The organism is Brevundimonas vesicularis (assembly GCF_900445985.1).
Taxonomy (GTDB): Bacteria; Pseudomonadota; Alphaproteobacteria; order Caulobacterales; family Caulobacteraceae; genus Brevundimonas; species Brevundimonas vesicularis_D.
This window is the reverse complement of sequence record NZ_UAQP01000014.1, coordinates 697,831-721,352: the sequence shown is the minus strand read 5'-3', so window position 1 is coordinate 721,352 and position 23,522 is coordinate 697,831. Positions and strand designations below refer to the sequence as shown.

21 protein-coding genes are annotated in these 23,522 nt (G+C 60.0%); 8 read left to right on the top strand and 13 right to left on the bottom strand.

The window, feature by feature from the left end; all coding sequences use genetic code 11:
• The first annotated feature begins 35 nt into the window (after positions 1-35).
• From DT343_RS12570 to DT343_RS12545, 6 genes are all read left to right on the top strand, one after another.
• Complete coding sequence (locus DT343_RS12570; RefSeq protein WP_258522571.1) at positions 36-551, top strand: HAD-IA family hydrolase; 516 nt, start codon at positions 36-38, stop codon at positions 549-551.
• Positions 552-902: 351 nt separating this feature from the next.
• Complete coding sequence (locus DT343_RS12565; protein WP_112863162.1) at positions 903-1,358, top strand: iron-sulfur cluster assembly scaffold protein; 456 nt, start codon at positions 903-905, stop codon at positions 1,356-1,358.
• Between the two features lie 78 nt (positions 1,359-1,436).
• On the top strand, positions 1,437-1,673 hold the full coding sequence (gene yidD / locus DT343_RS12560; protein WP_082503497.1) for a membrane protein insertion efficiency factor YidD: 237 nt from the start codon (positions 1,437-1,439) through the stop codon (positions 1,671-1,673).
• Complete coding sequence (thrS, locus tag DT343_RS12555) at positions 1,670-3,598, top strand: threonine--tRNA ligase (RefSeq protein ID WP_112863161.1); 1,929 nt, start codon at positions 1,670-1,672, stop codon at positions 3,596-3,598. The genes yidD and thrS overlap by 4 nt, the downstream gene beginning before the upstream one ends.
• 70 nt (positions 3,599-3,668) lie before the next feature.
• The gene (locus DT343_RS12550) at positions 3,669-4,832 is read left to right on the top strand and encodes an alpha/beta hydrolase (protein WP_146756748.1); all 1,164 of its coding nucleotides are present in this window, start codon (positions 3,669-3,671) and stop codon (positions 4,830-4,832) included.
• 90 nt (positions 4,833-4,922) lie between these two features.
• Entirely contained in the window at positions 4,923-6,260 is a 1,338-nt protein-coding gene (locus DT343_RS12545; RefSeq protein WP_181669193.1) for a sensor histidine kinase, read from the top strand.
• Here DT343_RS12545 and dapD read toward each other — a convergent pair whose 3' ends face one another.
• The 5 genes from dapD to DT343_RS12520 all read right to left on the bottom strand — a co-directional run bounded on the left by dapD (position 6,261) and on the right by DT343_RS12520 (position 10,736).
• Entirely contained in the window at positions 6,261-7,130 is an 870-nt protein-coding gene (gene dapD, locus DT343_RS12540) for a 2,3,4,5-tetrahydropyridine-2,6-dicarboxylate N-succinyltransferase (protein WP_112863158.1), read from the bottom strand.
• Complete coding sequence (locus tag DT343_RS12535) at positions 7,127-7,801, bottom strand: pyrimidine 5'-nucleotidase (RefSeq protein WP_258522570.1); 675 nt, start codon at positions 7,799-7,801, stop codon at positions 7,127-7,129. The genes dapD and DT343_RS12535 overlap by 4 nt, the downstream gene beginning before the upstream one ends.
• A complete protein-coding gene (argB, locus tag DT343_RS12530; protein ID WP_112863157.1) occupies positions 7,798-8,727 on the bottom strand; it encodes an acetylglutamate kinase in 930 nt (309 codons plus the stop codon). Before argB ends, DT343_RS12535 begins: the two co-directional genes overlap by 4 nt.
• Before the next feature lie 99 nt (positions 8,728-8,826).
• A complete protein-coding gene (galE, locus tag DT343_RS12525; RefSeq protein ID WP_112863156.1) occupies positions 8,827-9,816 on the bottom strand; it encodes a UDP-glucose 4-epimerase GalE in 990 nt (329 codons plus the stop codon).
• Positions 9,817-9,914: 98 nt separating this feature from the next.
• Positions 9,915-10,736 carry a sulfotransferase family protein gene (locus DT343_RS12520; protein ID WP_112863155.1) on the bottom strand — a complete coding sequence of 274 codons (822 nt, stop codon included), beginning with the start codon at positions 10,734-10,736 and terminating at the stop codon, positions 9,915-9,917.
• Positions 10,737-11,371: 635 nt separating this feature from the next.
• Between DT343_RS12520 and DT343_RS12515 the strand changes: the two genes are divergently transcribed.
• Positions 11,372-12,241: a hypothetical protein gene (locus DT343_RS12515; RefSeq protein ID WP_112863154.1), complete on the top strand. Its 870-nt coding sequence runs from the start codon at positions 11,372-11,374 to the stop codon at positions 12,239-12,241.
• Positions 12,242-12,247: 6 nt separating this feature from the next.
• On the opposite strand, the gene DT343_RS12510 is transcribed toward DT343_RS12515, so the two are convergent.
• Together DT343_RS12510 and DT343_RS12505 are read right to left on the bottom strand one after the other, a co-directional pair.
• Positions 12,248-12,688: a class I SAM-dependent methyltransferase gene (locus DT343_RS12510; RefSeq protein ID WP_112863153.1), complete on the bottom strand. Its 441-nt coding sequence runs from the start codon at positions 12,686-12,688 to the stop codon at positions 12,248-12,250.
• A gap of 285 nt (positions 12,689-12,973) precedes the next feature.
• Complete coding sequence (locus DT343_RS12505; RefSeq protein ID WP_112863152.1) at positions 12,974-15,430, bottom strand: glycosyltransferase; 2,457 nt, start codon at positions 15,428-15,430, stop codon at positions 12,974-12,976.
• 113 nt (positions 15,431-15,543) lie between these two features.
• Between DT343_RS12505 and DT343_RS12500 the strand changes: the two genes are divergently transcribed.
• Entirely contained in the window at positions 15,544-18,030 is a 2,487-nt protein-coding gene (locus DT343_RS12500) for a glycosyltransferase family 2 protein (protein ID WP_112863151.1), read from the top strand.
• A 270-nt stretch (positions 18,031-18,300) separates the two neighbouring features.
• Here DT343_RS12500 and DT343_RS12495 read toward each other — a convergent pair whose 3' ends face one another.
• From DT343_RS12495 to DT343_RS12470, 6 genes are all read right to left on the bottom strand, one after another.
• A complete protein-coding gene (locus DT343_RS12495; protein WP_112863150.1) occupies positions 18,301-18,693 on the bottom strand; it encodes a hypothetical protein in 393 nt (130 codons plus the stop codon).
• Positions 18,694-18,838: 145 nt separating this feature from the next.
• Positions 18,839-19,258 (bottom strand): hypothetical protein, encoded by a 420-nt coding sequence (locus tag DT343_RS12490; protein ID WP_112863149.1) that lies wholly within the window; start codon positions 19,256-19,258, stop codon positions 18,839-18,841.
• 234 nt (positions 19,259-19,492) lie between these two features.
• Complete coding sequence (locus tag DT343_RS12485; RefSeq protein ID WP_112863148.1) at positions 19,493-20,170, bottom strand: ABC transporter ATP-binding protein; 678 nt, start codon at positions 20,168-20,170, stop codon at positions 19,493-19,495.
• Complete coding sequence (locus DT343_RS12480; protein WP_112863147.1) at positions 20,167-21,333, bottom strand: chain-length determining protein; 1,167 nt, start codon at positions 21,331-21,333, stop codon at positions 20,167-20,169. The genes DT343_RS12485 and DT343_RS12480 overlap by 4 nt, the downstream gene beginning before the upstream one ends.
• A gap of 19 nt (positions 21,334-21,352) precedes the next feature.
• Positions 21,353-22,129 carry an ABC transporter permease gene (locus DT343_RS12475; RefSeq protein ID WP_112863146.1) on the bottom strand — a complete coding sequence of 259 codons (777 nt, stop codon included), beginning with the start codon at positions 22,127-22,129 and terminating at the stop codon, positions 21,353-21,355.
• Positions 22,130-22,225: 96 nt separating this feature from the next.
• Complete coding sequence (locus tag DT343_RS12470; RefSeq protein ID WP_220116712.1) at positions 22,226-23,509, bottom strand: glycosyltransferase family 4 protein; 1,284 nt, start codon at positions 23,507-23,509, stop codon at positions 22,226-22,228.
• Positions 23,510-23,522: the final 13 nt, after the last annotated feature.

Sequence of the window (23,522 nt, the reverse complement as noted above, 5' to 3'; positions counted from 1 at the left end):
GTTGCGGTCTGACCGCCCGCGTGGTGGATGAGGCCATGACCGCCCCACCCGCGTCTCGCGCCTATCAGGCCTTCCTGTTCGACATGGACGGCACCCTGATCACCTCGACCCTGGCCGCCGAGCGCGTCTGGACCCGCTGGGCCACGCGCTACGGGCTGGATGCCGCCGCCTTCATCCCCACCATCCACGGCGTGCGCGCCATCGACACCATTCGTCGTCAGAACCTGCCCGATATCAACCTGGACGCCGAGGTCGCCTGGGTGGAGCGCGGCGAGATCGAGGACGTGGACGGAGTCGCCCCCATCCCCGGCGCCGTCGACTTCGTTCAACGTCTGCCGCCTGACCGCTGGGCCGTGGTCACCTCCGCCTCCGTCCCGCTGGCCTGCGCTCGGCTGAAGGCCGCCGGCGTCACACCGCCCGCCGTCATGATCACCGCCGAGGACGTCGAACGCGGCAAGCCCGACCCGGCCGGCTATCTGAAGGCCGCCGCGACCCTGGCCTTCGATATCGCCGACTGCCTGGTGTTCGAGGACGCCGAGGCCGGCATCTAGGCGGGCGAAGCCGCCGGCGCCGACGTGCTGGTCGTCACCGCCGCCTGGACCCATCCGCTGGAAACGGATCATCCCACTCTGGCGGACTACGACGACGTCAGGCTGGAGATCGGGCCGGACGGGTCGCTCTCATTGAAGGTCTAGCATCGCAATTCTCCCTTCCCGCTCCGGGGAGGGTCGTCGCGCAGCGACGGGGTGGGGGCGGCCCGGCAGGGACGCACGTGCGTGATACAGGACAATCCTCTGGGACGTCGCTGTGCCCTCCCCACCCGACCTCGCTCTGCTCGGCCACCCTCCCCGGACGGGGAGGGAGAGGTTTCGCGCGGCGTTCGAACATCCTATCTTCATCCCATGATCGACGACCTCTACAGCGCGCGCATCCTGTCGCTGGCGGCGAACCTGCCGCATGCGGGGCGTCTGCCAACTCCTCAGGGCACTGGCGAGCGGGTAGCCAAACTGTGCGGGTCGCGCGCAACGGTCGATGTGACCCTGGACGACGGAGGCCGCATCGCCGACTTCGCCCAGGACATCAAAGCCTGCGCCCTCGGCCAGGCCGCGGCCGGGGTGCTGGGCCAATCTGCGATCGGCGCGTCGATCGATGATCTCAAAGACGCCCGCGACGCCATGATCGCCATGCTGAAATCCGGCGGCGACGGCCCCGTCGGTCGGTTCGAGGATTTGCGCCTGCTGAAACAGGTCGCCGACTACCCCGCCCGCCACGCCTCGACCCTGGTCTCGCTGGAGGCGACGCTGGAGGCGGTGAACAAGGCCCTCGCCGCCCGAACGCGTCTCGCCGGCGCGGCCTGACAGGCACGACCGGTTGATCCCCCTGCGATGACGAGGGATAAGCGCGGCGAACCTCTCAAGCCCCCGGCGAAGGGACATATGTCTCTCTATGAACGCGGCGTGCGCGCGGCCCATCGGGGCTACAAGCTGACGCTGTCCCCCCTAATCGGCCAGCAGTGCCGGTTCCTGCCGACCTGTTCGGATTACGGGCGCGACGCCCTGATCCAGCACGGACCGGTAAAGGGGGGATGGCTCACCGTGCGCAGGCTCTGTAAATGCCATCCCTTCGGCGGGTCGGGATACGACCCGGTTCCGCCAGTAAAGACGAAGCCATGATCGACTTGAAATTCCCCGACGGCGCGGTGCGCCAATACCCGGCCGGTTCGACGGCGCGCGACGTCGCGACCTCGATCTCGCCTTCGCTGGCCAAGAAGGCCGTGCTGGCCGAACTGAACGGCGAACAACGCGACATGGGCCGGGTGCTGGAGACGGGCGGCGACTTCCGCCTGATCATGCGCGACGACCCCGCCGCCCTCTATACGATCCGCCACGACACGGCCCACGTCCTGGCCGAGGCGGTGCAGACCCTGTTCCCCGGCACCCAGGTCACGATCGGCCCGGCGATCGAGGACGGCTTCTACTATGACTTCTACCGCGAAGAGCCCTTCTCGACCGACGACTTCGCTGCCATCGAAAAGGAGATGGGTCGGATCGTGGACCGCGACGCCAAGTTCGAGCGCGAGGTCTGGGAGCGGGATGAGGCCATCCAATTCTTCGAGGCGCGCGGCGAGAAGTTCAAGGCCGAGCTGATCCGCGACCTGCCGGGGACCGAGACCATCACCCTTTACAAACAGGGCGACTGGATCGACCTGTGCCGGGGCCCGCACTTCCCCTCGACGCGCCACGTCGGCAAGGCGTTCAAACTGACCAAGTTGGCCGGCGCCTATTGGCGAGGCGACTCCAAGCGCGAGCAGTTGCAACGCATCTACGGCACCGCCTGGGCCACCAAGGAGGATCTGGACGCCCATCTGCAGCGTCTGGAAGAGGCCGAGAAGCGGGACCACCGCAAGGTCGGCAAGGCCATGGAGCTCTTCCACATGCAGGAAGAGGGCCGGGGCATGGTCTTCTGGCACCCGAAGGGCTGGGTCCTGTGGCGCGTGCTGGAGGCCTATATGCGCCGCCGCCTGGACGCCGCCGGCTACGTCGAGGTCAAGACGCCCCAAGTGCTGGACCGCAAATTCTGGGAACAGAGCGGCCACTGGGACAAGTATCGGCCGAACATGTTCGTCTGCGAGACGGTCGAGGGCGAGGAGTTGTCCCTCAAGCCGATGAACTGTCCCGGCCACGTGCAGATCTTCGACCAGGGCCAGCGGTCCTATCGCGAACTGCCGCTGCGCATGGCCGAGTTCGGGGCCTGCCACCGCTATGAGCCGTCGGGATCGCTGCACGGCCTGATGCGGGTGCGCGGCTTCACCCAGGACGACGCCCACATCTTCTGCCGCGAGGACCAGATCGTCGAGGAGACGGCCGAGTTCATCAAACTGGCCCGCAGCGTCCATGCCGACCTGGGCATGGAAACGGCCTACATCAGCCTGGGCACCCGGCCCGAGAATCGCGCCGGCACGGACGAGTTCTGGGACAAGGCCGAGACCCTGATGGCCGAGGCCGCCCGCGCCGCCGGGACCGAGCCGGTCGTCACCGAGGGCGACGGCGCCTTCTACGCGCCCAAGCTGGACTTCATCGTCAAGGACGCCATCGGCCGCGAATGGACCTGCGGCACGATCCAGTTGGACTACGTCCTGCCCGAACGTCTGAACGCCACCTACATCGCCGAGGACGGCCAGAAGCACCGCCCGGTCATGCTGCACCGCGCGATCCTGGGCTCATTCGAGCGGTTCATCGGCATCATGATCGAAAACTACGCCGGCGCCTTCCCGCTGTGGCTGGCCCCGACCCAGGCCGTTGTGGCCACAATCACCTCCGACGCCGACGATTACGCCCGCGACGTGATGGCCAGTTTCAAGGCCGCCGGCCTGCGCACCGAGATCGACCTGCGCAACGAAAAGGTCGGCTACAAGGTCCGCGAACACTCGGTCGGCAAGGTCCCGGTCATCGCCGTGGTTGGCAGGAAGGAAGCCGAAGACGGCATGGTCGCCATCCGCCGCCTGGGCTCGCAGGCCCAGACGCTGGTTACGGTCGAGGAGGCCATTCGCATCCTGACCGACGAGGCGACTCCGCCAGATCTGAAGCGCGCCCAATAATTTCCGCTGCCCTAGTCAGATCAAAAAGCGAACAATACGATCAATGAGGGAGTTGTTTAGAAGCGATAACTTGGTCGCTCGTGAAGTGGCTTGCGAGGATACATCGCGTTGGGTCGTGACGTTTGACAATTACAGCATCGGCCACGGCTTTGATCGAGAAGGCTTTGGCGAAGCCTATCTTAGATCGCAGGGCATTTCGGCCATCCACATCATGGGCCGGCGGGAGGACTGGTATCAGTATCCCGAAATGTCAGATGTCTTGACTGCTGTGCAGGAAGCGATCTCCGGCGCATCGCGAAGCATAACCTATGGCTCGTCAATGGGAGGCTATGCGGCATTACGTTTTGCAGATGCACTAAATGTCGATGCGGCTTTGGCCTTGTCCCCGCAATATTCGATCAATCCAGCAATCGTGCCTTTCGAAAAGCGCTGGCTGCAGGATGCGGAACGAATAGTCTGGCTTCCTGAGGGCGAACCCCCTCTGCCAGCGCGGGCTCAAGCCGTAGCCGTCTACGACCCGGCTTCTATCGACAAGGTGCATATCGACCTGATCGAGGGCGAGACCGACCTCATTAAAATTCCAGTCAGATATTCAGGACACCCATCGGCATCAATGCTGGCTGAGCAGCAGATGCTTTCACCGCTATTGAATGACGTCTTGAATGGGACGCTAGATGCGATCGAGTACAGGCGTGAGGCGAAGGCTAGACGAAAAGATAGCGTCACGTATCACATAACGTTGTCTGAGAGCCTAGCTTCGAAACGGCGTGATATCGCTTTGCAGTTAGCGGAGCGTGCTATCGACATTCAGCCCACGCACATCGGCGCACTTCAGTGTCTAGCCAGAGCCCTTCATCTGCACGGCCGCGACGATGAAGCCCTCTCGGCTTATGAAGAGGCTTTAGACCAATCTAACCGTAACGTCGTAATCGCCGTGCCTTATGCCGATCTGCTGTCGGAGCTGGGCCTGCACCAATCTGCGCTGGCGTTAGCGCGAGAAGTCACTGCGCGACCTGAAACATCGGTGATGGCTCACATCCATGCCTGGCATGGCTTTATTGCGCAGCGCGCTGGCGCTCAGGCTGAAGCGATCGAGGCTGTAGAGCGTGCCGTTCTTCTCCATCCGACGGAAAAAAAATACCAGAAGCTTCTGAGCTACTATCGCCTCAACCGTTCATTGATCGGTCGTCTTCGAGCCATTCTAATGAAGTTCAGACCACGCTTTGGCCGCTGACACCCGGACCTTTTGGGCACAATACTCAGCGTTCATCGTATCTTAGGTGAAGACGCGCCACTTTGCGTCATCGCTCTCCGAGATCCGATGATGACGACGTTCAAGACGCAGCCCGGCCGGTCTCTGCTGCAACATTTGATTGCACACGGCCATATGCGGTATCTGATCATTGCAAGTTGGGCGATCGCCCTGTTCACCGTCACCGATTGGACGACCGCAGTATTGTGGTTTGCAGCCGCGACCGCGTCGGGCCTCCTGAGGACCTTCACCGAACGGGTTCTGGTGATACGGGATGAGCGACTGCACGGCCGGATCAAGCTGACGGCCGCCACCATTTCCTGCATCGCCTGGTCGGCGGCGCCGCTGCTCGCCTTCCTTTACGGCGGGGGCTATGGCGTGCCGCTGGGCGTGGCGCTTCTGATGGCCGGTTATGTGCTGGTCTTCACCCAGATGCGCGCCGCGCCACGCGAGGCCTTGATCGTGTCGGCACCCTATTCGGTGGTCGTGGTGCTGCTGTTTGCGAAACTGTGGGGCACGCCCGGCTTTTGGGTGGTCGTCAGCATGATCCCGGTTCTGGCGCTGGCCTTGTTGATCAAGGTGGCCATCACCCAGATGAAGGACAGCGATCTGGAAGCCGTCAACCGTCGTCAGGCCGAACTGATCGCCGAACTCGAAACTGCGCGCGATAGCGCCAACGCCGCCAGCGCCGCCAAGTCCAACTTCCTGGGCGTCATCTCTCATGAGCTCCGGACGCCGATGAATGGGGTTCTGGGGGCTGCGCAATTGTTGCAGATGTCCGAGCTCAGCGACCGCCAGAAGGAGTTCGTGGGCGTCATTCGCGACTCCGGCGAAGGGCTCATGGTGCTGCTGAACGACATCCTCGACATCACCAAGATCGAGTCCGGCAAGATGGAGCTGGACTTCGTCGATGTCGAAGCCGAGACCCTCGCCGCCCGGTTGACGGGCCCGTTCAAGGCGCAGGCCGAGGCGCGCGGTCTGACCTTCACGACCGACATCCGCGGCCCGTTGCCGCCGCTTCTCAGAATGGACCCGCTGCGCCTGGCGCAGGTGACGCATAATCTGCTGGCCAACGCCATCAAGTTCACGCCACAGGGCGAGGTTCGCCTGATTATCGACAGCGAGCCGGCAGGCGACGGCCGCACGACCTTGCGACTTGGTGTGGTCGATTCCGGCATCGGTATCGCCGCCGACGATCTGACGCGCCTGTTCCAGCCCTTCTCTCAGGTGGACGGGTCCTCCACCCGCAAGTTCGGCGGCACCGGTCTGGGCCTCAGCATTTGTCAGCGTCTGGCCGCCCTGATGGACGGCGAGATCACGGTGACGTCGACCCCCGGTCAGGGATCGACCTTCACGCTTCACGCGACGTTCGACACGCCTTCGACGCAGCCTGTCCGCGTTGTCGCCTGATCAGTCGCGCAGCAGTTCGTTGACACCGGTCTTGGCCCGCGTCTGCGCGTCCACACGCTTGACGATTACCGCGCAATACAGCGACGGCCCGCCATTGGGATCCGGCAGCGACCCCGGCACCACCACCGAATAGGCCGGCACCTCGCCCCGGAACACTTCGCCGGTCGCCCGTTCCACGATCTTGGTGGAGCCCGACAGATAGACGCCCATGGCCAGGACCGCGCCCTCGCGCACGATCACGCCCTCGGCGACCTCGGCGCGGGCGCCGATGAAACAGCCGTCCTCAATGATGGTCGGATTGGCCTGCAGCGGCTCAAGAACGCCGCCGATGCCTGCGCCGCCCGACAGGTGAACATTCTTGCCGATCTGGGCGCAAGAGCCGACCGTGGCCCAGGCGTCCACCATCGAGCCCTCATCGACGAAGGCGCCGATGTTCACGAACGACGGCATCAGCACCACGTTCCTGGCGATATGCGCGCCGTGCCGGACGATGGCGCCGGGCACCGAGCGGAAGCCGGCAGACTGATAATCCGATGCGGTCCAGTCGCCGAACTTGTTGGGCACCTTGTCCCAGAAGGGACCGACGGCGACAGGATGATCCACCGAGAGCGGCATGACGGACGCCGCGCCAGCCCGCATGATCTGGTTGTCGTTCAGGCGGAAGGACAGCAGAACCGCCTTCTTCAGCCACTGATGCGTGGTCCAGACGCCATTCTCACCGCGCGAGGCGACGCGCGCCTGGCCGGAATCCAGCAGGGCCAGGGCGGTTTCGACAGCGTCGCGCACCTCGCCGTGCGTGGTTGCGGACACCTCGGCGCGCTGTTCCCAGGCGGCCTCGACGACGGATTCGAGATGCGACAGATCGGTCATGCGGCGTCCTTGAAAGGCAGGTCGGAGAGGAAGTCGAGAAGGTCCGGGGCCACATGGTCGATGTGCGGCCCGATCGGCTTGCCATGGCCGTCGCCGATCAGGACCGTCGCCATGCCCAGCGCCTTGGCCGGCTCCAGATTCTTGGGCGTGTCCTCGAAGAAGGCGGATCGGTGCGGATCAATGTCGAATTGCTCCAGCATCCGGCGGAAGGTCGCGGGATTGGGCTTGGGCGTCAGATTCCCATCCTCGATGGCGAAGACGCCTTCGAAACAGTCGGCGACGCCGATCCGGTCCAGAACACGATGGGCGTAGTCGCGCGCACCGTTGGTGAAGACATAGCAACGACCGGGTAGAGCCTTCAGCCGCTCGGCCAGCCGCGGATTGGGCTCGACGCCGTCCAGCGGCACGTCGTGCACCTCGCGCAGGAACCGTTCGGTATCGACGGCATAGTTGGCCATCAGTCCGGCCAGGGTCGTGCCGTGTTCGTCCAGGAACTGGCGCTGCATCGCGGCCGCAGCCTCGGGCTCCAGCCCGACGGCCTCGACCACGAAGGCGTTGATGCGCGCCTGGACCAGCCGCATCAGACCCTGCTCGCGCGGATACAGGGTGTCGTCCATGTCGAACACCCAGGCGCGCACATGCCCAAGGGATGTGGAATGGGGGTCGCTCAAGAGGCCTTCACCAGGGTGCCGGCGCCGAACTCGGTGAACAACTCAACCAGCATGGCGTGCGGTCGGCGCCCGTCCAGAATGACCACCGCCTCGACGCCCGCGCGAACGGCGGCCATCGCGGTCTCCAGCTTGGGGATCATGCCGCCAGTGGCCACACCGGTGTCGATCAGGTCTTGCGCCTCGTCCAGCGTCATCTGACGAATGATGTCGCCGTCCGCGCCCTTGACCCCCGGCACGTCCGTCAGCAGCAGCATCCGCTTGGCGTTCAGCGAACCCGCGACCGCGCCCGCTACCGTATCGGCATTGACGTTGTAGGTCTGACCATCCTCGGCCACGCCGATCGGCGCGATGACCGGCACCCAGTCTTCGGTCTCGGACGCGATCAGGCCGGCGATCAGCTTGGGATCTACCTTGGTCGGCTCGCCGACATAGCCCAGATCGACCTCATGTTCGATCATGCTGTCGGGATCGCGCTTGGTGCGACGCGTCTTCTCGACCGTCAGCAAACCGGCGTCCTTACCCGACAAGCCGACGCCGCGCACGTCCGCCTCCTTGCCGGCCATGGTGATCCAGTGGGCGATCTCTTTATTCACCGCGCCCGAAAGCACCATCTCGGCGACCTCCATCGTCGCCGGATCGGTAACCCGCAGCCCATCGACGAAGCTGGACTTCACCCCCGCCTTGTCCAGCATGGCGCTGATCTGCGGCCCGCCGCCATGCACCACCACCGGGTTCACGCCCATCAGCTTCAGCAGCACCACATCGGCCGCAAACTGACGCGCCACCGCGCTCTCGCCCATGGCGTGACCGCCGTATTTAATGACCACGGTCTCGCGGTCATAGACCTGAATATACGGCAAGGCCTCGGCGAGCGTCTTCGCCGTCTCCCAGCTGCGTTCTTCCGACTGGCGTTCTGTTTCGTTCATCACGCGCGCGAGATAGCGGGGGATGTGAAGGAAGTCACGGAATAAGGGCGCTCTGCTAGTGGGAACAGCCGCCGCCTGAACCTGCCGAGCAACCTCTGGTCATGCAGCGCCAGCGCCGTCGCGCTCCGACACATGCCAGCGCCATGCAGTCGCGATGATATCGTCAAGGCTTCGCCACGGACGCCAGCCGAGAATCTCGCGGGCTTTGCGATTATCCGCCACCAAGCATGGCGCGTCCCCCGGTCGGCGAGGCGCTCCCTCAATAGAGAACGGCTGATTGGTGCCTCGGCGAATCGTGTCGACTAACTCCATGACTGTCGTACCCGTCCCCGTGCCGAGATTGAACGCCGTCGTTTGTCCGCCATCCAACAGGTAGCGCAGAGCCCTGACGTGCGCGTCCGCCAGATCCATCACATGGATATAGTCGCGGATCGCGGTGCCATCCCGGGTTTCATAATCATCGCCAAATACTTTGAACCCCGCTCGCAATCCCAAAACCGCCTGCAAGGCTAGGGGGATCGCATGGGTTTCAGGGCGATGACGCTCTCCGATTCGCCCCTCTTCGTCAGCTCCTGCAGCATTGAAGTAGCGGAGCCAAACTGAACGGAATCCCGTATAGGTCGAATAATCCGCCAAGACCTGCTCGATCATCAGCTTGGACCGACCGTAAGGATTGAGCGGAACCTGAACGTGGTCTTCTGCCATCGGCAACGTCATCGGCTCACCGTAGTTGGCGCAGGTCGATGAAAACACCATGCACTCGACGCCCAACCGCTTTACGGCCTCAATCAGAGCAATGGCTCCAGCCACATTATTTTCATAGAAACGACCCGGCTCCCGAACAGATTCACCCACCTCGATCAGGGCCGCAAAATGTAGCACAGCCTTAGGCTGGTGCCGGGTGATGACCTCCTTGAGCCGATCCGCGTCACGGATATCGCCCTTCTCCAGCGGACCCCACTGCACGAATGCGGCGTGTCCGTTCGAGAGGTTGTCGTAGACAACGGGCTTGAAGCCCGCTTCCGAAAGAGCGAGGCACGTGTGCGAGCCAACATAACCGGCGCCGCCGGTAACAAGAACTGTGTCCACTCTAAATCACCCCTGTGGTGTGCCATGTCTTTGATGAGTTGAATTCGCCTCAAGTCGCTTAGAAGGCCAGTTGATGAACTCGCCTTACCCGGCAATCTTTACGGGAATAACCTGCAAGCCTCATCAAACTTCCAACGTAGCTCATCCAGACGATCCTGAATGGCCGAGTCGTCGCTGAAGTTCACCAAACCACAAAGGCAATCCCAAGCGTTTGTGGTCCAGGGATGAAGATCGATGCCAGACGTCGTCTGACGAACGAGCTCTGGTGATAAGAACTCGTCAACGGGAGACGGCTGGTCGAGATTATCCAGTTCAAGCCCCAGCCCAAGTTTCGCGTCGATCTGTCTTACCTGATCGCGCCATCCGCTTAGAAATACTTGCCAATGCACAAAGTAGCGTAGCAGGTCCCGACTGGATCGTTCCGCGTCGAGTACATGACGTAACCAGAGGCGGCCACCTTCTTCTAGCCCCATGTCATTACGAAACGCCAAGGAGTTCGCTACATCGACTGGGGGTCGCAGCGGGCAAACGACCATTGTGTGGTACCCGGCGTCCCTCAAAAGCCTCGACCAAAACGGGAGGAAACGGCAAATGCGTGGATCCTTGAGCACGATCAGGGAAGCCTCCTGAAATTCATCGACCAAGCATGCACGCGCCTGGCCCATCAAGGTCGGTTCAGCTTCAAGCGCTGCGCTGAGGTTGAAAGGTCGCCAGTCTCTCCAGCTTGATCCGCCCGCCGCTAGCAAACGGTCGTGTAAAAGCATCAGCGGCTGGCTTTCCCAGAACCCCTTGGGGTTATCTTCAGCTGCCGGCATCAGGGTCCGAGGCGAAGCGGCGCCCAGAAGCGACAACGCGCCGGTTACAGATGAAGTGCCGCTGCGATGCATGCCCAGCACGACGATAGCCCTCTTCTCACCCATCAGCGCCTCCGATGCCTAACATTTTGCCGAAACGTCGATAGAGCAGTTCAGGCCACTGAAGTTGAGCATACAGCGCTCCGATTCATTCATCAGTTGAGCCGATAGCGCCGTCAGAAGGGGATGTCACGTGCACGTTGACTTAACCTCGTGCAGAAAACAACTGCAGATCGCCGCAACGACGCATTGATAGAAGCGGTTGGTGGACATTCGGGACGACCGTCCTTTCGGTTGTCATCGACCGACGAGAGGCGCTTCTGCACTTTTGGCGCAACCGTCAGCGCTTGTGGCCAGGACCACGCTCTCAGGCGCGCGCCGAACCTGACACCGGCGCAGCCACCGCAGCAGGTACCGCCATTCTACTCCTTCCGAGCCGACAGGCTCGACATCTGAAGCCAAAATGGAACCTACACGCGCATGAGACCAAGATCATTTGTGGTGAATAGCCCATCGGCCAGACGCCTCGACTTCCCCTACATGATCGAACAAGCGAAATCGTGGTGTGTCACATACGTCGCAAAATTGTTTTCCTGAGCGAACATTGCGAGGCGCGCTCGCCATAGAATTCTGCTACGTCGCCGTTCTCATTCGCCTCCAAACGCGTACATGGCGGCCGAACTGTAATACTGGAGCTTGCCTTGACTATCTTTGTTCAAACCTCCGACGCTTTCAAATATGCGGAGATGGTAGGCCTTACCTCAAAATCTGTGATCGCGTACACGGCGGCTAAGAGCCTGCAATACGAAATGTTCCTCGGGATCAAGAAGGGGACTCACCCATGGCACGCGGCTTTCAATCGCGTCTTCATTCTTGATGAAATGATCGAGCGAGGTTTGACGGGCTGGGTGTGCTATATGGACGCCGACGCTTGGATCGAGGATCAGTCGTTCGATGTTGAGGGCTATCTCGATGCACATGCGGATCACGCCGCCATATTCACATCATCTCTGGCGTCGGATAACTGGTGGGACGTCAATGATGGTGTATTCTTCCTAAATCTGTCCAATGAAGTGGGCGTGAGGTTTGCGAAGGAATGGAAGGCGCGCTGCTTAGCGGCGTGGCCACATGTCGAGCATGCGACCAACTTTCCCCAAGGCGGTCCTGACGATCAGTCTATCCTGCACGAAATTCTGGCCGCTTCGCCAGAGTATGAGGCTGCAATCTGGGTAGAATCACCCGAGCTGATCAACTCAGCTTGGGCGACCTTTATACGCCAGCATCTGCGTTCGAATGCGACCGATTTTCGCTCCCGTGTCGCCCACATTCGCGAGGAGATTTCCCGCATCTTGGATCCGCATTCGACGCAAGCAGAAAGCGCTTTCGGCGTAAGCGCCGTAGACGTCGTCGCGGGTCTTTATGAAGGCATCCTGGGGCGTCCCGCAGATGGCGGAGCTGACAACTCGTATATCAGAACGGTGGAACGGCGCGGAATTCGCGACGGCGTGTCTGCAGTCGCAAATTACATGGTCAACAGCGACGAATTTCGCTCAAAGCTTACCCCCGGCTAAGTGGGTTCACGTCGTCGAGGCCAAGCTTTTGTAGATGACCGCCATCTTCGGGTAAACGGCTCCGTGTGAGAATGGCTGGTTGAACACGGTGGCGAATGCGATTTCTGCACCAAGCTCATGCAGCCCATCTAGCTCCGGCGCCGAGAACTCCGGCAGTTGGCCAGTTTTGAACCAGCTGTCGATTACATCACTCGTTTTATGAGTGGTTGGTAGTTGATCCTCGTAGTACGGCGACTGCCACTGCAGATCCTCGATAATGTAAAGACCTCCGGGACGAAGCTTCGGAAACAGGACCTTGAAGGCAAGCTGTTGATGGAAGGAAGCGTGAGATCCATCGTCGATGATGAGATCGAACGGCCCTAGAGCCGCCGCCTTCTCGAGATCAGACGCTACCCCGCTGTCGCCGCGAACGAAAGTGAAACGGGGATGCTCGACCCACGAAGTCACTGATGTCGAAGCCTCTCACCTGAGCTTCGGGGAAGAACTTCAGCCACATGTCGACCGAGGGCGCGGTACGGACGACTCGATCAACATCGCCGCCCACCTCTGCCCCCCGCCATCAGGCCGATCTCCAGCATATTCGTCAGGTTGTGCCGGTGCGGCTGGAGCAGCATGTCATAAATGCGGGTGTAATGATGGGGAGAAGGATGACCGGATGGGCCCTCATCGGAGCCGGAGGCATTCGCCAGGTCGTAAGGCTCACCGATTAGTTCTTCGAACCCACCCCGGTCATCAGCTGCCCAATCCTGGCAGACGTCCACCACCCAAAGCGATCGCTTCCATGAGATTGGCGCGCGAAAGCAAATCGTCTGCATCACATATCATGAAACCAAAGACACCCAAGCCGCCCTTTCGGGTGTCCCGTCCATTCGTCGTGGCAGCGAAGTCATCGTAAGCCCCTCCGTGAAGACCGACCACGAGTTCTCCCGAGGCCTGCGCATCGACGGGCACGTTCACAACACACCAAAGGTTCTGCTGAGGAGCGAGCATTCCCTCCTCGGCCGTGACGCCGCCAAACGCGATGCGATAGGGTTGTGAACGCGCGCTTAGCCCAAGCAGGCGCACATAAAGACGCTTTGGCTTGCCGATGGAGTCAGGTTCAAAGCGTAATTTGAGGACGCCCCCCTCGGGCTTGGTCCAATTGCCCCAGTCGTCTGGGAACCACCAACCAGTTCCGCTGCGGAAACGTTCGCCCGACTCCATTGTCCTATGGATGGCTAACGCCTCGGTTCGGTTGAGAGGGTAGTAGCGTCCCAGCGTCGGCACGTGAGAGGCAGGCAGTGCGTCCCTCTCCCCAGCGGTGAACCAACTCAGGAGGCGCTGTTCGATGTCCTCTCCCAACTCCCGCCATGGTCGCGGTTGGAAGTTCGAAAGAATGTTCTGCTCTCGCTCCCTCCGGTAGGGGAGGTCGAACATCAGCCGCTCCAGCTTCTGTATGAACTCGGCCTGGTCCCCGACCCGGAAATAGTCGGCGAAGTCACCGCCAGCCTCAGGCAGTGACGACGAGTCTGACAAGAGCGCGGCCTTGCCGTAACAGAAGGACTCCGTCACCGGCAGTCCCCACCCCTCATAGGTGCTCGGATAGAGGGTGAAAGCGCTCGCCTTGTAGAGGTTAGCCAAGTCGGGATCGGAGACCCCTGAGACAATCATCACCTTGCTCTGCAGGTCCTTGTCTGCCTCGAGCTTGGAGAAGACGGCGTCGTTCAGCCAGCCGCGGTTGCCGACGCAGACCAACTTCAGCACATCAGACGCGCCACGCCGGCGGATCAAGTCCTGCCACGCCTTGAACGCGCTGAGGTGGTTCTTTCTGGACTCAATCGTCGAGACGAAAAGCACGTACTGCCCCTCGACCAAACCATATCGCGATAAGGTTTGGGCGGTAGGGACGGATATGGTCGGCTTCCGAAAATCCGCGTTCAGGCGAACGACGTGAATGTTCTGGGGTTGGAGGGCATACCCAAGTTGCTCGGCGACCGTAATAAGGTCTCGTTTCGAAGCTTCCGAGTTAGTCAGGAAGTGATCCGCGTGAGCGAACACACCAAGGGCCCAACTGATAAAATCCTGCGTCAGCTCTTTTACGCAATGCTCCGGCGTCATGACAGGAATCATGTCGTGAACGAAGGGAACGTATCGGACGCCGTACAGCTCCTTGGCGCGTCGGACGTGGAGAAAATAGTTCTGGAGCCACCAAGAGGTTCCCAGATTTACAAGGCAGGCGCCCTCCTGAAACCGGAACTCAGGCGAGAGCTCGGTGACTGCTCTCAGAGACTTGACCACACTGGACCAATTCTCATCCGCCACATCTCCGCTTTCCAGCGAAAGTTGACACAGCCTCAGGAAGATATCGGCGGGAACCTCTGACCACAGGTCACGATCCCTCGAAAAGGTGCAGACGGCGACGTTTGATCCACCGCCTTCTCTTGTGAGGAGATTGGAGATCACCTCTATCTGGACGCGCTGAATGCCAGTCGGAAGGCGGGCGACATTGAAGAAGCCCACGAGGTCGGAAACGTCAAAAACTATCTGAAGGCCGTCCAAAGCGCGTTTCGGATCGTCGCCACGCTGGCCGAGCTTAGCCTCGATTGATCGTATGCTTTCGGCCAAAGCTTGTATGGAGGCCGAATTGTCCGCCCGCAGAGACGGCTCCAACCGCGCGATCGCAGCGTCCAGCTGCGCAGAGATTGACATGTGGTCACTGCCGGTCGTCAAGGATGAACCCCACCTCTTCGCTAGACGTCCCGCCCGCTCGGTATCGACATCAACGCCCTGCGAGCTGAGCTCCATAACGGCCTCTAGGGGATAGCGCTGACTTGGATCGATTTCAGCGGCGTCGAGGTAGTGCCCCGCCGCCTCTGGAAGACGCTTTTCGAGGCGCCGCAGGTGTCCCATCTGCACGTGAGTGTCGTAAACACGAGGCTCCAGCTTCAGCGCCTGCCGATAAGCCTGTTCGGCACCGATCAGATCACCGGCCTCTTTGCGAGCGTGACCCAACTGCACCCAAATATCGGCGCGCTCCGGCTTGATTTTGAGCGCCTTACCATATGCTTCCGCCGCCATCAGCCAGTTTTGCGCATCGCGAGCGGCGTCCCCGGCCTTTATAAGGGGCGTCGCGTTAGGTTTCTTGAAAAGCGATTTAGCTAGCAATTCCATAGCCTCAGTCGTGCGCAGTTGAATAGCGGCGTTCTCCACATGAATCGCTACAAGTCAATCCGCTTCAGGAGAATGTCGGTGGTGTCGCAAAAGGTTTTGGCTACACACTAAGCAATGCTAGGCGGACCGCCGCAGAGGGGCAAGGCTGTAAGATGCATTGTGAAAAATCTAGAGGCGAACATGCGCGCGCCACGCAGGAGGATGTGGTCGCCATTTACGCCTTCGTCCTGGGGCGAACACCGGATGAAGCGGCGGTGCAGGCATTTATTGGCCACGATCTGCCATTTGTTATTGGCATCTTTTTCGACGGGCCAGAATTTCGCGATCGCGTGAGCTCACATCTCGCTGAAAGGCGGCTTCCAGCGGGCGGTCTGGTTGCCGAGGACGTGCCGGCTTGGGTACGAGCGTGGCTTGCCGATCGACTGCCGGTTGAAAAGGCCGCAGCCGACAGGCTTCGGGAAGAGATCTTCTGGCCAGCACTTTACCAGACGCTATTCACAGATCCGAACTTCCAAGCTTGGTCTGGCCTCAGCCCCGCGCGCCCGTTTACCTCTGACGCGTGGGATGGGTTGACCTACATCACCGACAACGCAGGGCTCTTCAGAAGAACTGCTGAGGTCGAGAGCATCGACGCCGACTGGGTTCAGGGTTGGGCTGTGGACAGGCAGGCATTCGACCGGGCACTACGGGTTGAGCTCTGGGTGGAAGGGCGATTCGTATCCTCGGCCATAGCCGGCGGCTTCCGGCGCGATCTGCAGGATCGATTTGGAGGAAGCGGCGCCTTCGAGTTCAGATTGCCTCATACCGGCTTCCCGAACCGGTACACGGCCTCGTTGGAAATACGTGACGCAGAAACAGGTCGCAGTCTAGCAACAGCGACGCAGACCGGATTGCCGAATGGGCCAGAGGCCTACGATGCGCTCGTTTCAGAAGTCCGGAAGATGCGCGACTCGCTCGAGCGTATCCAATCGGCCCTACCGACAGCGATTTCTCGGCTCGGTTTCCCGCTGTCGGCATATGGAGAGTATGCCTCCACCTATGGATGCGCAGAAGGCGCTGAGATGTCTGGCGGCGAAAGGCGACGCTTTCTAGTGTCGCTAATGGCCAAGGGCGCGGGGCCGGACGAGATTGAAGACGCCGTTCGGTCAGTCCTTGACCAAACGCACCGGCATTGGACGCTAGAGGTGGGCGGGCTTGATGCGCACGGCGAGCAGCACCTACGCTCCCGAAGGTTTCGCTTGTCGGGGATGGGGTTCCCCTCGGCGCAGATATCGGCAACAGGCGAGCACGCGGATCAGACATACGATATCTGCCTCATCATGTCGGCCAACAGCGTGTTGGCGCCGACGGCTCTGGCGAGTTTTTCGTCTGCCTTCGAAGACGAGGCTATAATGGCCGCCTACGCCGATTCCGATGTCTTTGTCCCTGGGGGCGAAGCAGCGCTTCGACACGACCCTCAACTCAGGCCAGACTTCGACCTGGATCTTCTGTGCCAGTGGCCCTACGTCGGAGACTGCGTCGCCTTTAGGGCTGGCAAAGCGCCTGCTGAACTTGGTGATCGGCTGGTTCCGGCTGCGACTGTTCTACGCCTGGCGCAAGAGGGTGCGCGGATTGCGCATATCCCGGCCGTCTTGACGTCCCATCGCGCTCGCCCCTCGGTAGACGCCGAACTCTGGCGGAACCATGTACGATCCAGTCTGAGCGATGCTTCGGAAGTATCGATAGAGCTGGGTCAAGACCTTTTCGGCGCGGACGTAGAGGGCGCCGTTCGCATAAAGCGCCAGCCGTCTTCACGGGCGGTGAGCGTGATCGTACCGACACACAACGCTTTAGAGCTTCTAAAGCCGTGCTTGGATAGCGTTCTTAGATCGGCGCAGGACAACTCCGTCGCGGTGGACCTCATCGTAATAGACCACGCGAGCGACGACTCCGAAACGCGCGCCTATCTGGACAAATTGCGAGAGCAGAACCTGATCCGCGTCCTGCCTTATGACGGGCCCTTCAATTGGGCGCTGATGAACAATCTGGCGGTCGAGCAGGCCCTCGGCGAGGTGCTCGTTTTTCTGAATAATGATACCGTCGTCATCAGTCCGGATTGGCTTGATGAGCTTGCGTCTCAGGCCGAGCGGCCGGATGTCGGCTGCGTCGGTGCTCGCCTTCTCTACGAGGACGGCTCGCTCCAGCACGCAGGTTTCATCGCGCGAGACCGAGAAGCCAACTTCCTCATTCATGACGGCGTCGGAGCGCCCGCTGCGAACCCCGGTTACATGGGCCGACACGCTCTGACCCATCAGGCTGTCGCTGTGACCGGAGCCTGTATGGCGATCCAAACCAGCAAATTCCTGGCTCTTGGGGGCTTCGACGCGGCGCATTTTCCGGTCGAAGGCAACGACGTTGACCTTTGCTTGCGCGCTTGGAGCAAGGGTCTGAAGACCCTCTACGACCCTCACTTCTCGCTTTACCATCTCGAGTCCAAGAGCCGAGGTTTCAGCCGGGACGGCGAGCGTTTGAAGGTGGCGGAAGCGGCGGGCCGCCTGCTATGGCGACGCTGGGGCGAACGTTTCCGCCGAGATCCATTCTTCAATCCCCGCTTCGATCGAGAAGCGCGTCCCTTCACGCGTTTGCGGCCGTGGCCCTGACAGGTTCAATGGGCCTGTGACGAGAAGGCGATCGCGGCGACGGTTCAAGGACAGCCTCTCGCCTATGAAGCGCGGCTGCAATACGCCAATGCGCTGCAACTGGCCCAACAGTTCAGCCTAGCGGCCGAACAGTTCTCGCTGGCCCGGATGCTGCGCCTGGAAACCGAGGGCTGGGCAGGATCCGAGGATCAGGTGCTGGAGCAGATCCGCATCTGCCTGCAACACGTCCATCCGGCGCTGGACACGTCACGGCTGCGATAGGTTGCGCCATCAGGCGCGGGCGTTTCGCTGCGTCTCGTAAAAGCGGACGTCATCGATCAGCAGATCGCGTAGTGCGACCATCCGCCGCACGTCGGCCCGGATTTCGGCGCGCTCAGTATCGCCGTTCATCGTCACATTGTCGCGTCGCTCGGGTTCGAGTTGCAGTCCCGCGAGCGCATTTAGCCGCAGCATGTCCGGTCCACGCGTCTCGTGAAAGCCGATGAAGTCCAAGCGACGCATGTCGTAGCCGCCGAAGAAGGTTTCCGAGGTCAACCTCTGGATCGGCGCCCATGTCGCGAAGACTTCCAGCGTCGGCTGCTCATCCAGGAACCTGCGATGCAGGGCCAGTCCCTGGTGCGGCATGGTGCGCAAGAAGAAATAGAACGACAGAAGCAAATCCACCGGCTGGCGCAGGAAGGTGAACCGAAAGGCGTTCTGGACCGCGTCGTAACGCGCCGGCCGGAAATGTCCGTGGACTAGGTCGATGCCTGGAGCAGGCTTACGCCGCCCTGACTGGGAAGGCGCCTGACTCGCAAAGTCGTTGATTTCAGGCTTCGTCCGATACGGAGTGGGTTTCGCCTGCGGTGATTTCGACCCCTCCGAAGGTCACGTGGCCGTCAAAAACACCTTCTAGCTGGACCAACCGCACTTCCGCAGGTGCGGCATCAAGCCATTGGTGGGACATGACAATTTCAAAATATCCCGGCCGGCCAGGGTAGATTTCTTGTGATTGATACGACTCAACCTCGCCCCAATCGATCCTGAACCTTGAGCGGCTCGCGCCATCATCGAAGCCAAGCGTGATCTTCGCCTTCCAAATCCCTGCTGGCACGGTGAGGTAGGGCCCAGAGATTAGAAATCGTGGCTTCCCCGTGATATCGAAGGGTTGCCCTGATCGCGCCAGATCAACAGATTTTACGTCGTAGCTAAATATTTCTGGCGACCAACTTGTCTTATCTAGGTTCATGAGCAATGAACTTCCCTAACTGAAGACGTTCCTCCTCTCGAAAGGAAAACGCCGCAGCGAAAAACCCAAGAGAAAAAGCGGTTTCCACGAGGCAGTCCACAACGTTAGGTGAACCATGACACTCCGCAATCTGCCCTGCATTTAGGTCTGTATTTGACTCAATCGCTTTACGTCGAGCAAAACGCACACGGCAGGGAGGGACGAGGAACCAGATACTGCCAGAACCGTCGCCAGTCACGCTGCACGCAACCAGGTGTAAACCTCAACAGCTTCTTCAATGTCGGTAAATAGTTTTGCTTTGCCGCTTTCGATTATCAAAGCTTGGTCACAGTAACTCGCAATCATGTCAGTGTTATGCGACGCCATTACGAACGCTCGACTTGCGCGGTTTTGGAAGAGCTCCTCTTGGCATTTGCGCTGAAACCGGGCGTCGCCAACGGCGACGAGTTCGTCGATCAAGTAACAATCAAACTCGACAGCCAGAGAAAGACCAAAGGCAAGCCGTGCGCGCATGCCTGAAGAGTATTGCTTAACAGGACGCCGCATCGCTGTTCCCAGCTCTGCAAAGTCGTCAACGCGCGCCATCAAATCCTTAAAGTCCCGATCATAAAGGCGCGCCAGAAACCTCACATTATCAACGCCCGTGAGCGATCCCTGAAAGCCGCCCGCGAAGCCGATCGGCCACGATGACGTCATAGCCCATGTGATCTTGCCCTCCGTCGGGCGGTCGATCCCGCCAAGCATACGGATGAAGGACGACTTCCCTTGGCCGTTGCGACCGAGCAAGGCCAGTCTACCATCGCGACGCAACGAAAGATTGAGATCTGTGAATAGGGGCTTATGCGCGCCCGGATGGGTTCTGCTCAAACTCTGTACGAGCAAGCCGATGTCAGCGGGGATGATGTCGGTCATCCCAACTGACGATGCTCACGCACGCCGGCCCAAATCAGCCAGCCCAAACCGTAGATCAACATCGTTGAGAAAAGGACAGTTAGGATCGCAATAAGACGACGGGGCTCGGTTGGCTTGTCGGGATAGCTCGGGCTGACGATGCGTTCGAGGTAGAGCTTCTGACGTCTGGCTTCCTGCTCTGCTGTGACGACGCCAGCCGTAGCTTCGGCTAGCTCCTTGTTTGCCAGCTCCCGCCGCAAGGACAGATCTTCGTAGCTGCTGATCTTGCTGGCCAGCGAGTTTGAAGACCCGGCAATCTTCGCGCGCTCGGCAGCGATTTGGTTTTCGTAAGCCGCAATCCGCGAGTCGAGCATCGGCAGTTGGGGACTGCGTGGCGCATCTGCGGCAAGCTGAGCGCGCTCCGCCTTCAAGGTCGCCAGAGACGCCAACAGATTGCCAACAAGCGTAGACCCTTCCGTTGCGGTGCGTGCCGGGTCTATAAATTGCTCACGGTTGCGAAAAGCAGCAAGTTGAGCTTGAACGTCTGACAGCCTAGCGCGCGCCTCGTCCTGGCTACGTTTGGCGTCACGAACTGCATCATCTGTTGCACGCGTATTCATGCGGTTAACGAGACGCTCGCCGCCATCAAGCATCGCTGCATTCAGCGCCTGGGCGGTTTTTGCGTCAAAGCTCTCGACGCGCAGGGTGCTGATGCCCGTCGTCGCATCGAAGCCCGTAACGACAAATCGCTTCAAAGCCTTACGCATCCCCTCCTCAGAGTCACCCTCCCAGAAACGCGGCCAGCCGGTCAGCGGATCGCTGCCACGTGGCGCCAGAATCCGGCGAAGATCGAATCGCTGTCGCAGCTCAGCGACCCCGTCTGACGAAAGAACATATTCATGAACTGCGAACGCATCAGACGCTGACGCCGATAGACCAACGCCTTGAAGAACAAAACCCAAGGCCGAGGTCTGGGGCTGGTTAGCCTGCCTTACGACAAATCGTGCCTCCGACACATAGAGCGGCGAGGCAAGGAAAAGATAATAGAAAGCAACAATCATAGTCGGCGCCACAACGACGCTCAAAAACCCAACCGGCAAATGCTCCCACCACTTTTTTGTCTTCCGACCAGATGGAAGGAGTTGTGGAATAGGCCCCACATAATTGATCTTCGTTTCGCTCATCTACGATCGCCCGGGGGAGTTAGGAGTCAGTTTCAATTAAATGCCTCGCGCTGGACACCAGCAAAAGGCCTGCGACGTTAAATACCAGACCAAAGGCAAGCGCATAAGGAATGTCGTAATACGTCTTTACAAACTCACCGAAAACCGCCGACCTCATCATCTCTACGGGATGAACGAAGGGCAATAGGAGCAAGACGTGACGAAACCCATGCGGTAGCCAAGCGACCATCGTGAATACGCCCGACAAAGGAATCATGAGGTAGCCGATCAGACCAATGAGCCGCTCCATGACATCGAAGCGCATAGCCAAGCCCGTCAATATCAGAGCGAATCCTGAAGAAATGAAGGCCAACAAAAACCATCCAGCGTACAGCAAAAGGTAGTTGCTAGGCAGACTTACTTGCCCGATCGCCAGCAAAAAAACGTAAACAATAGCATAAGCTATCGTTGCACCAGCGAGCTCCAAAAGAATGCGGGCGCTGAATATGTGTAAAGGACCAATCTGGCGATGGTAGAGCAGGCCCATATTGCCCTGCAATGCGCCAGCGAGGTAACCGATCAAATGTCGCATAAGGATCAGCGACATGTAAGCCGTCATGACGAACGGCGCGAGACGTATCCCATGTTCGTAAGCTGGCTTTGTGAAGCTCCAAAGCACCATGACGCCGAAACAAAAGGCAAGCGGCTCAGCGACAAGCCACGCAAATCCCAGCCCTTCTCGGCCAAACCGCGTGATGATTTCTCTCATCAGCAGAGAGAGGATGGTCCTTGCATGTCTTTTAATGGACGCAATCATAAAGCCGCCAAGATGGACCGAGCATGGACCCCGACCGAGCAGATCGTCCCATCTCTCGTTTGCGCGCGATTAGCCGACGACGTCAAGCCCAGCCCATCATCGAGCGAGCTTGGCGTAAAGGTCCCGGAGACGCTGCTGATAGGCGTCAGGGCTGAAACGATTGGCTTGCGCTTTACCCAGCATCTCGAAATTGTCGCGTAGATCGGCATCATCATCCAGAGCCTGAATTCCCTTTGCGATCGCTCGAGTGTCATAAGGATCGACGATCAGCGCCGCCTCGCCCGCCACTTCAGGCAAAGCGCCGCCAGTCGATGTGAGCACCGCTGTCGAAAGCGCCATTGATTCCAGCACAGGCAACCCGAATCCTTCATACAGGGACGGGAAAAGGGTTGCCTTTGCACCACGGATCAAAGTGACCAGCATAGAAAACGGCATATACTCATACTGTCGTATCCGATCAGCGTTTGGTCCGCCGTCACGCTTCACTTGAGCCAAGAGCGCGGTTTCGCCCTCATCAAGCCACGCACGGCCTCCGATTATCACCAGCGGAGACTTGCTGCCCGACGCGAGATAGGACTCAACGATCCGGCCGAGGTTTTTCTTCGGCTCAATAGCCCCAAAGTGGAGAAAATAGCCCTTCCACTCCAGACCAAAAACACCCTCAAGTTCCAGTTCGATCTCGGATTGAGGGCGTTCAGAAAGTACTGAGGGAATACTGACAGCTTGGTAGGTATTGGTTACTCGGCGCTCGTCTACCCCCAAAAGGCGTATGACATCTTGCCTTGTGGTCTCGGATACAACCGCGATGTGATCCGCACGGCGCACAATATCAGCACACATCTTCATAAAGCCGGCCTTATCGTCCAGCGTCGTATGAGGCAGACGCAGCGGGATCAGGTCGTGAATGGTGTAGATATTCGCCATGCCCTTGGCCTGGAGCGGCAAGGCCGCCGTCCAGTGCATGATGTCAGGTGCAGGAGTAGCTTCAGACGAAGGGAACGATACGGGCGTAAAGCGACCATAGGCTTGGAAAGCGCGGTTCGCGAGCGTGTATAGATCCTGAGCCGCCCAAAACTTGTCGGCCGCTGGCATGCCGCCAGAGCGCGAAGGCCAGATCACCTCCCCCGACGGAATGATCGCAAATGGTGATCGACCGATGGGTGAGGTCAGCGTTCTTTTCCATCGCCGATACTTTTGTTTTCGACTTAGCCGTTGCGGCGCACGCTCGGCATCGACGAGCATCGCTTCATTAAGAACGTTCTGAGATTTCTGAGCACCGGGCGGGCCGTAAAGAACCTCAGTGCCATATCCAATAGCCCGCACATTCTCCAGAAGGTTGCGACCATAGGTGGCGATGCCGGATCCTTTGGCGAGCGCCAAGTTGAAGCCGTCG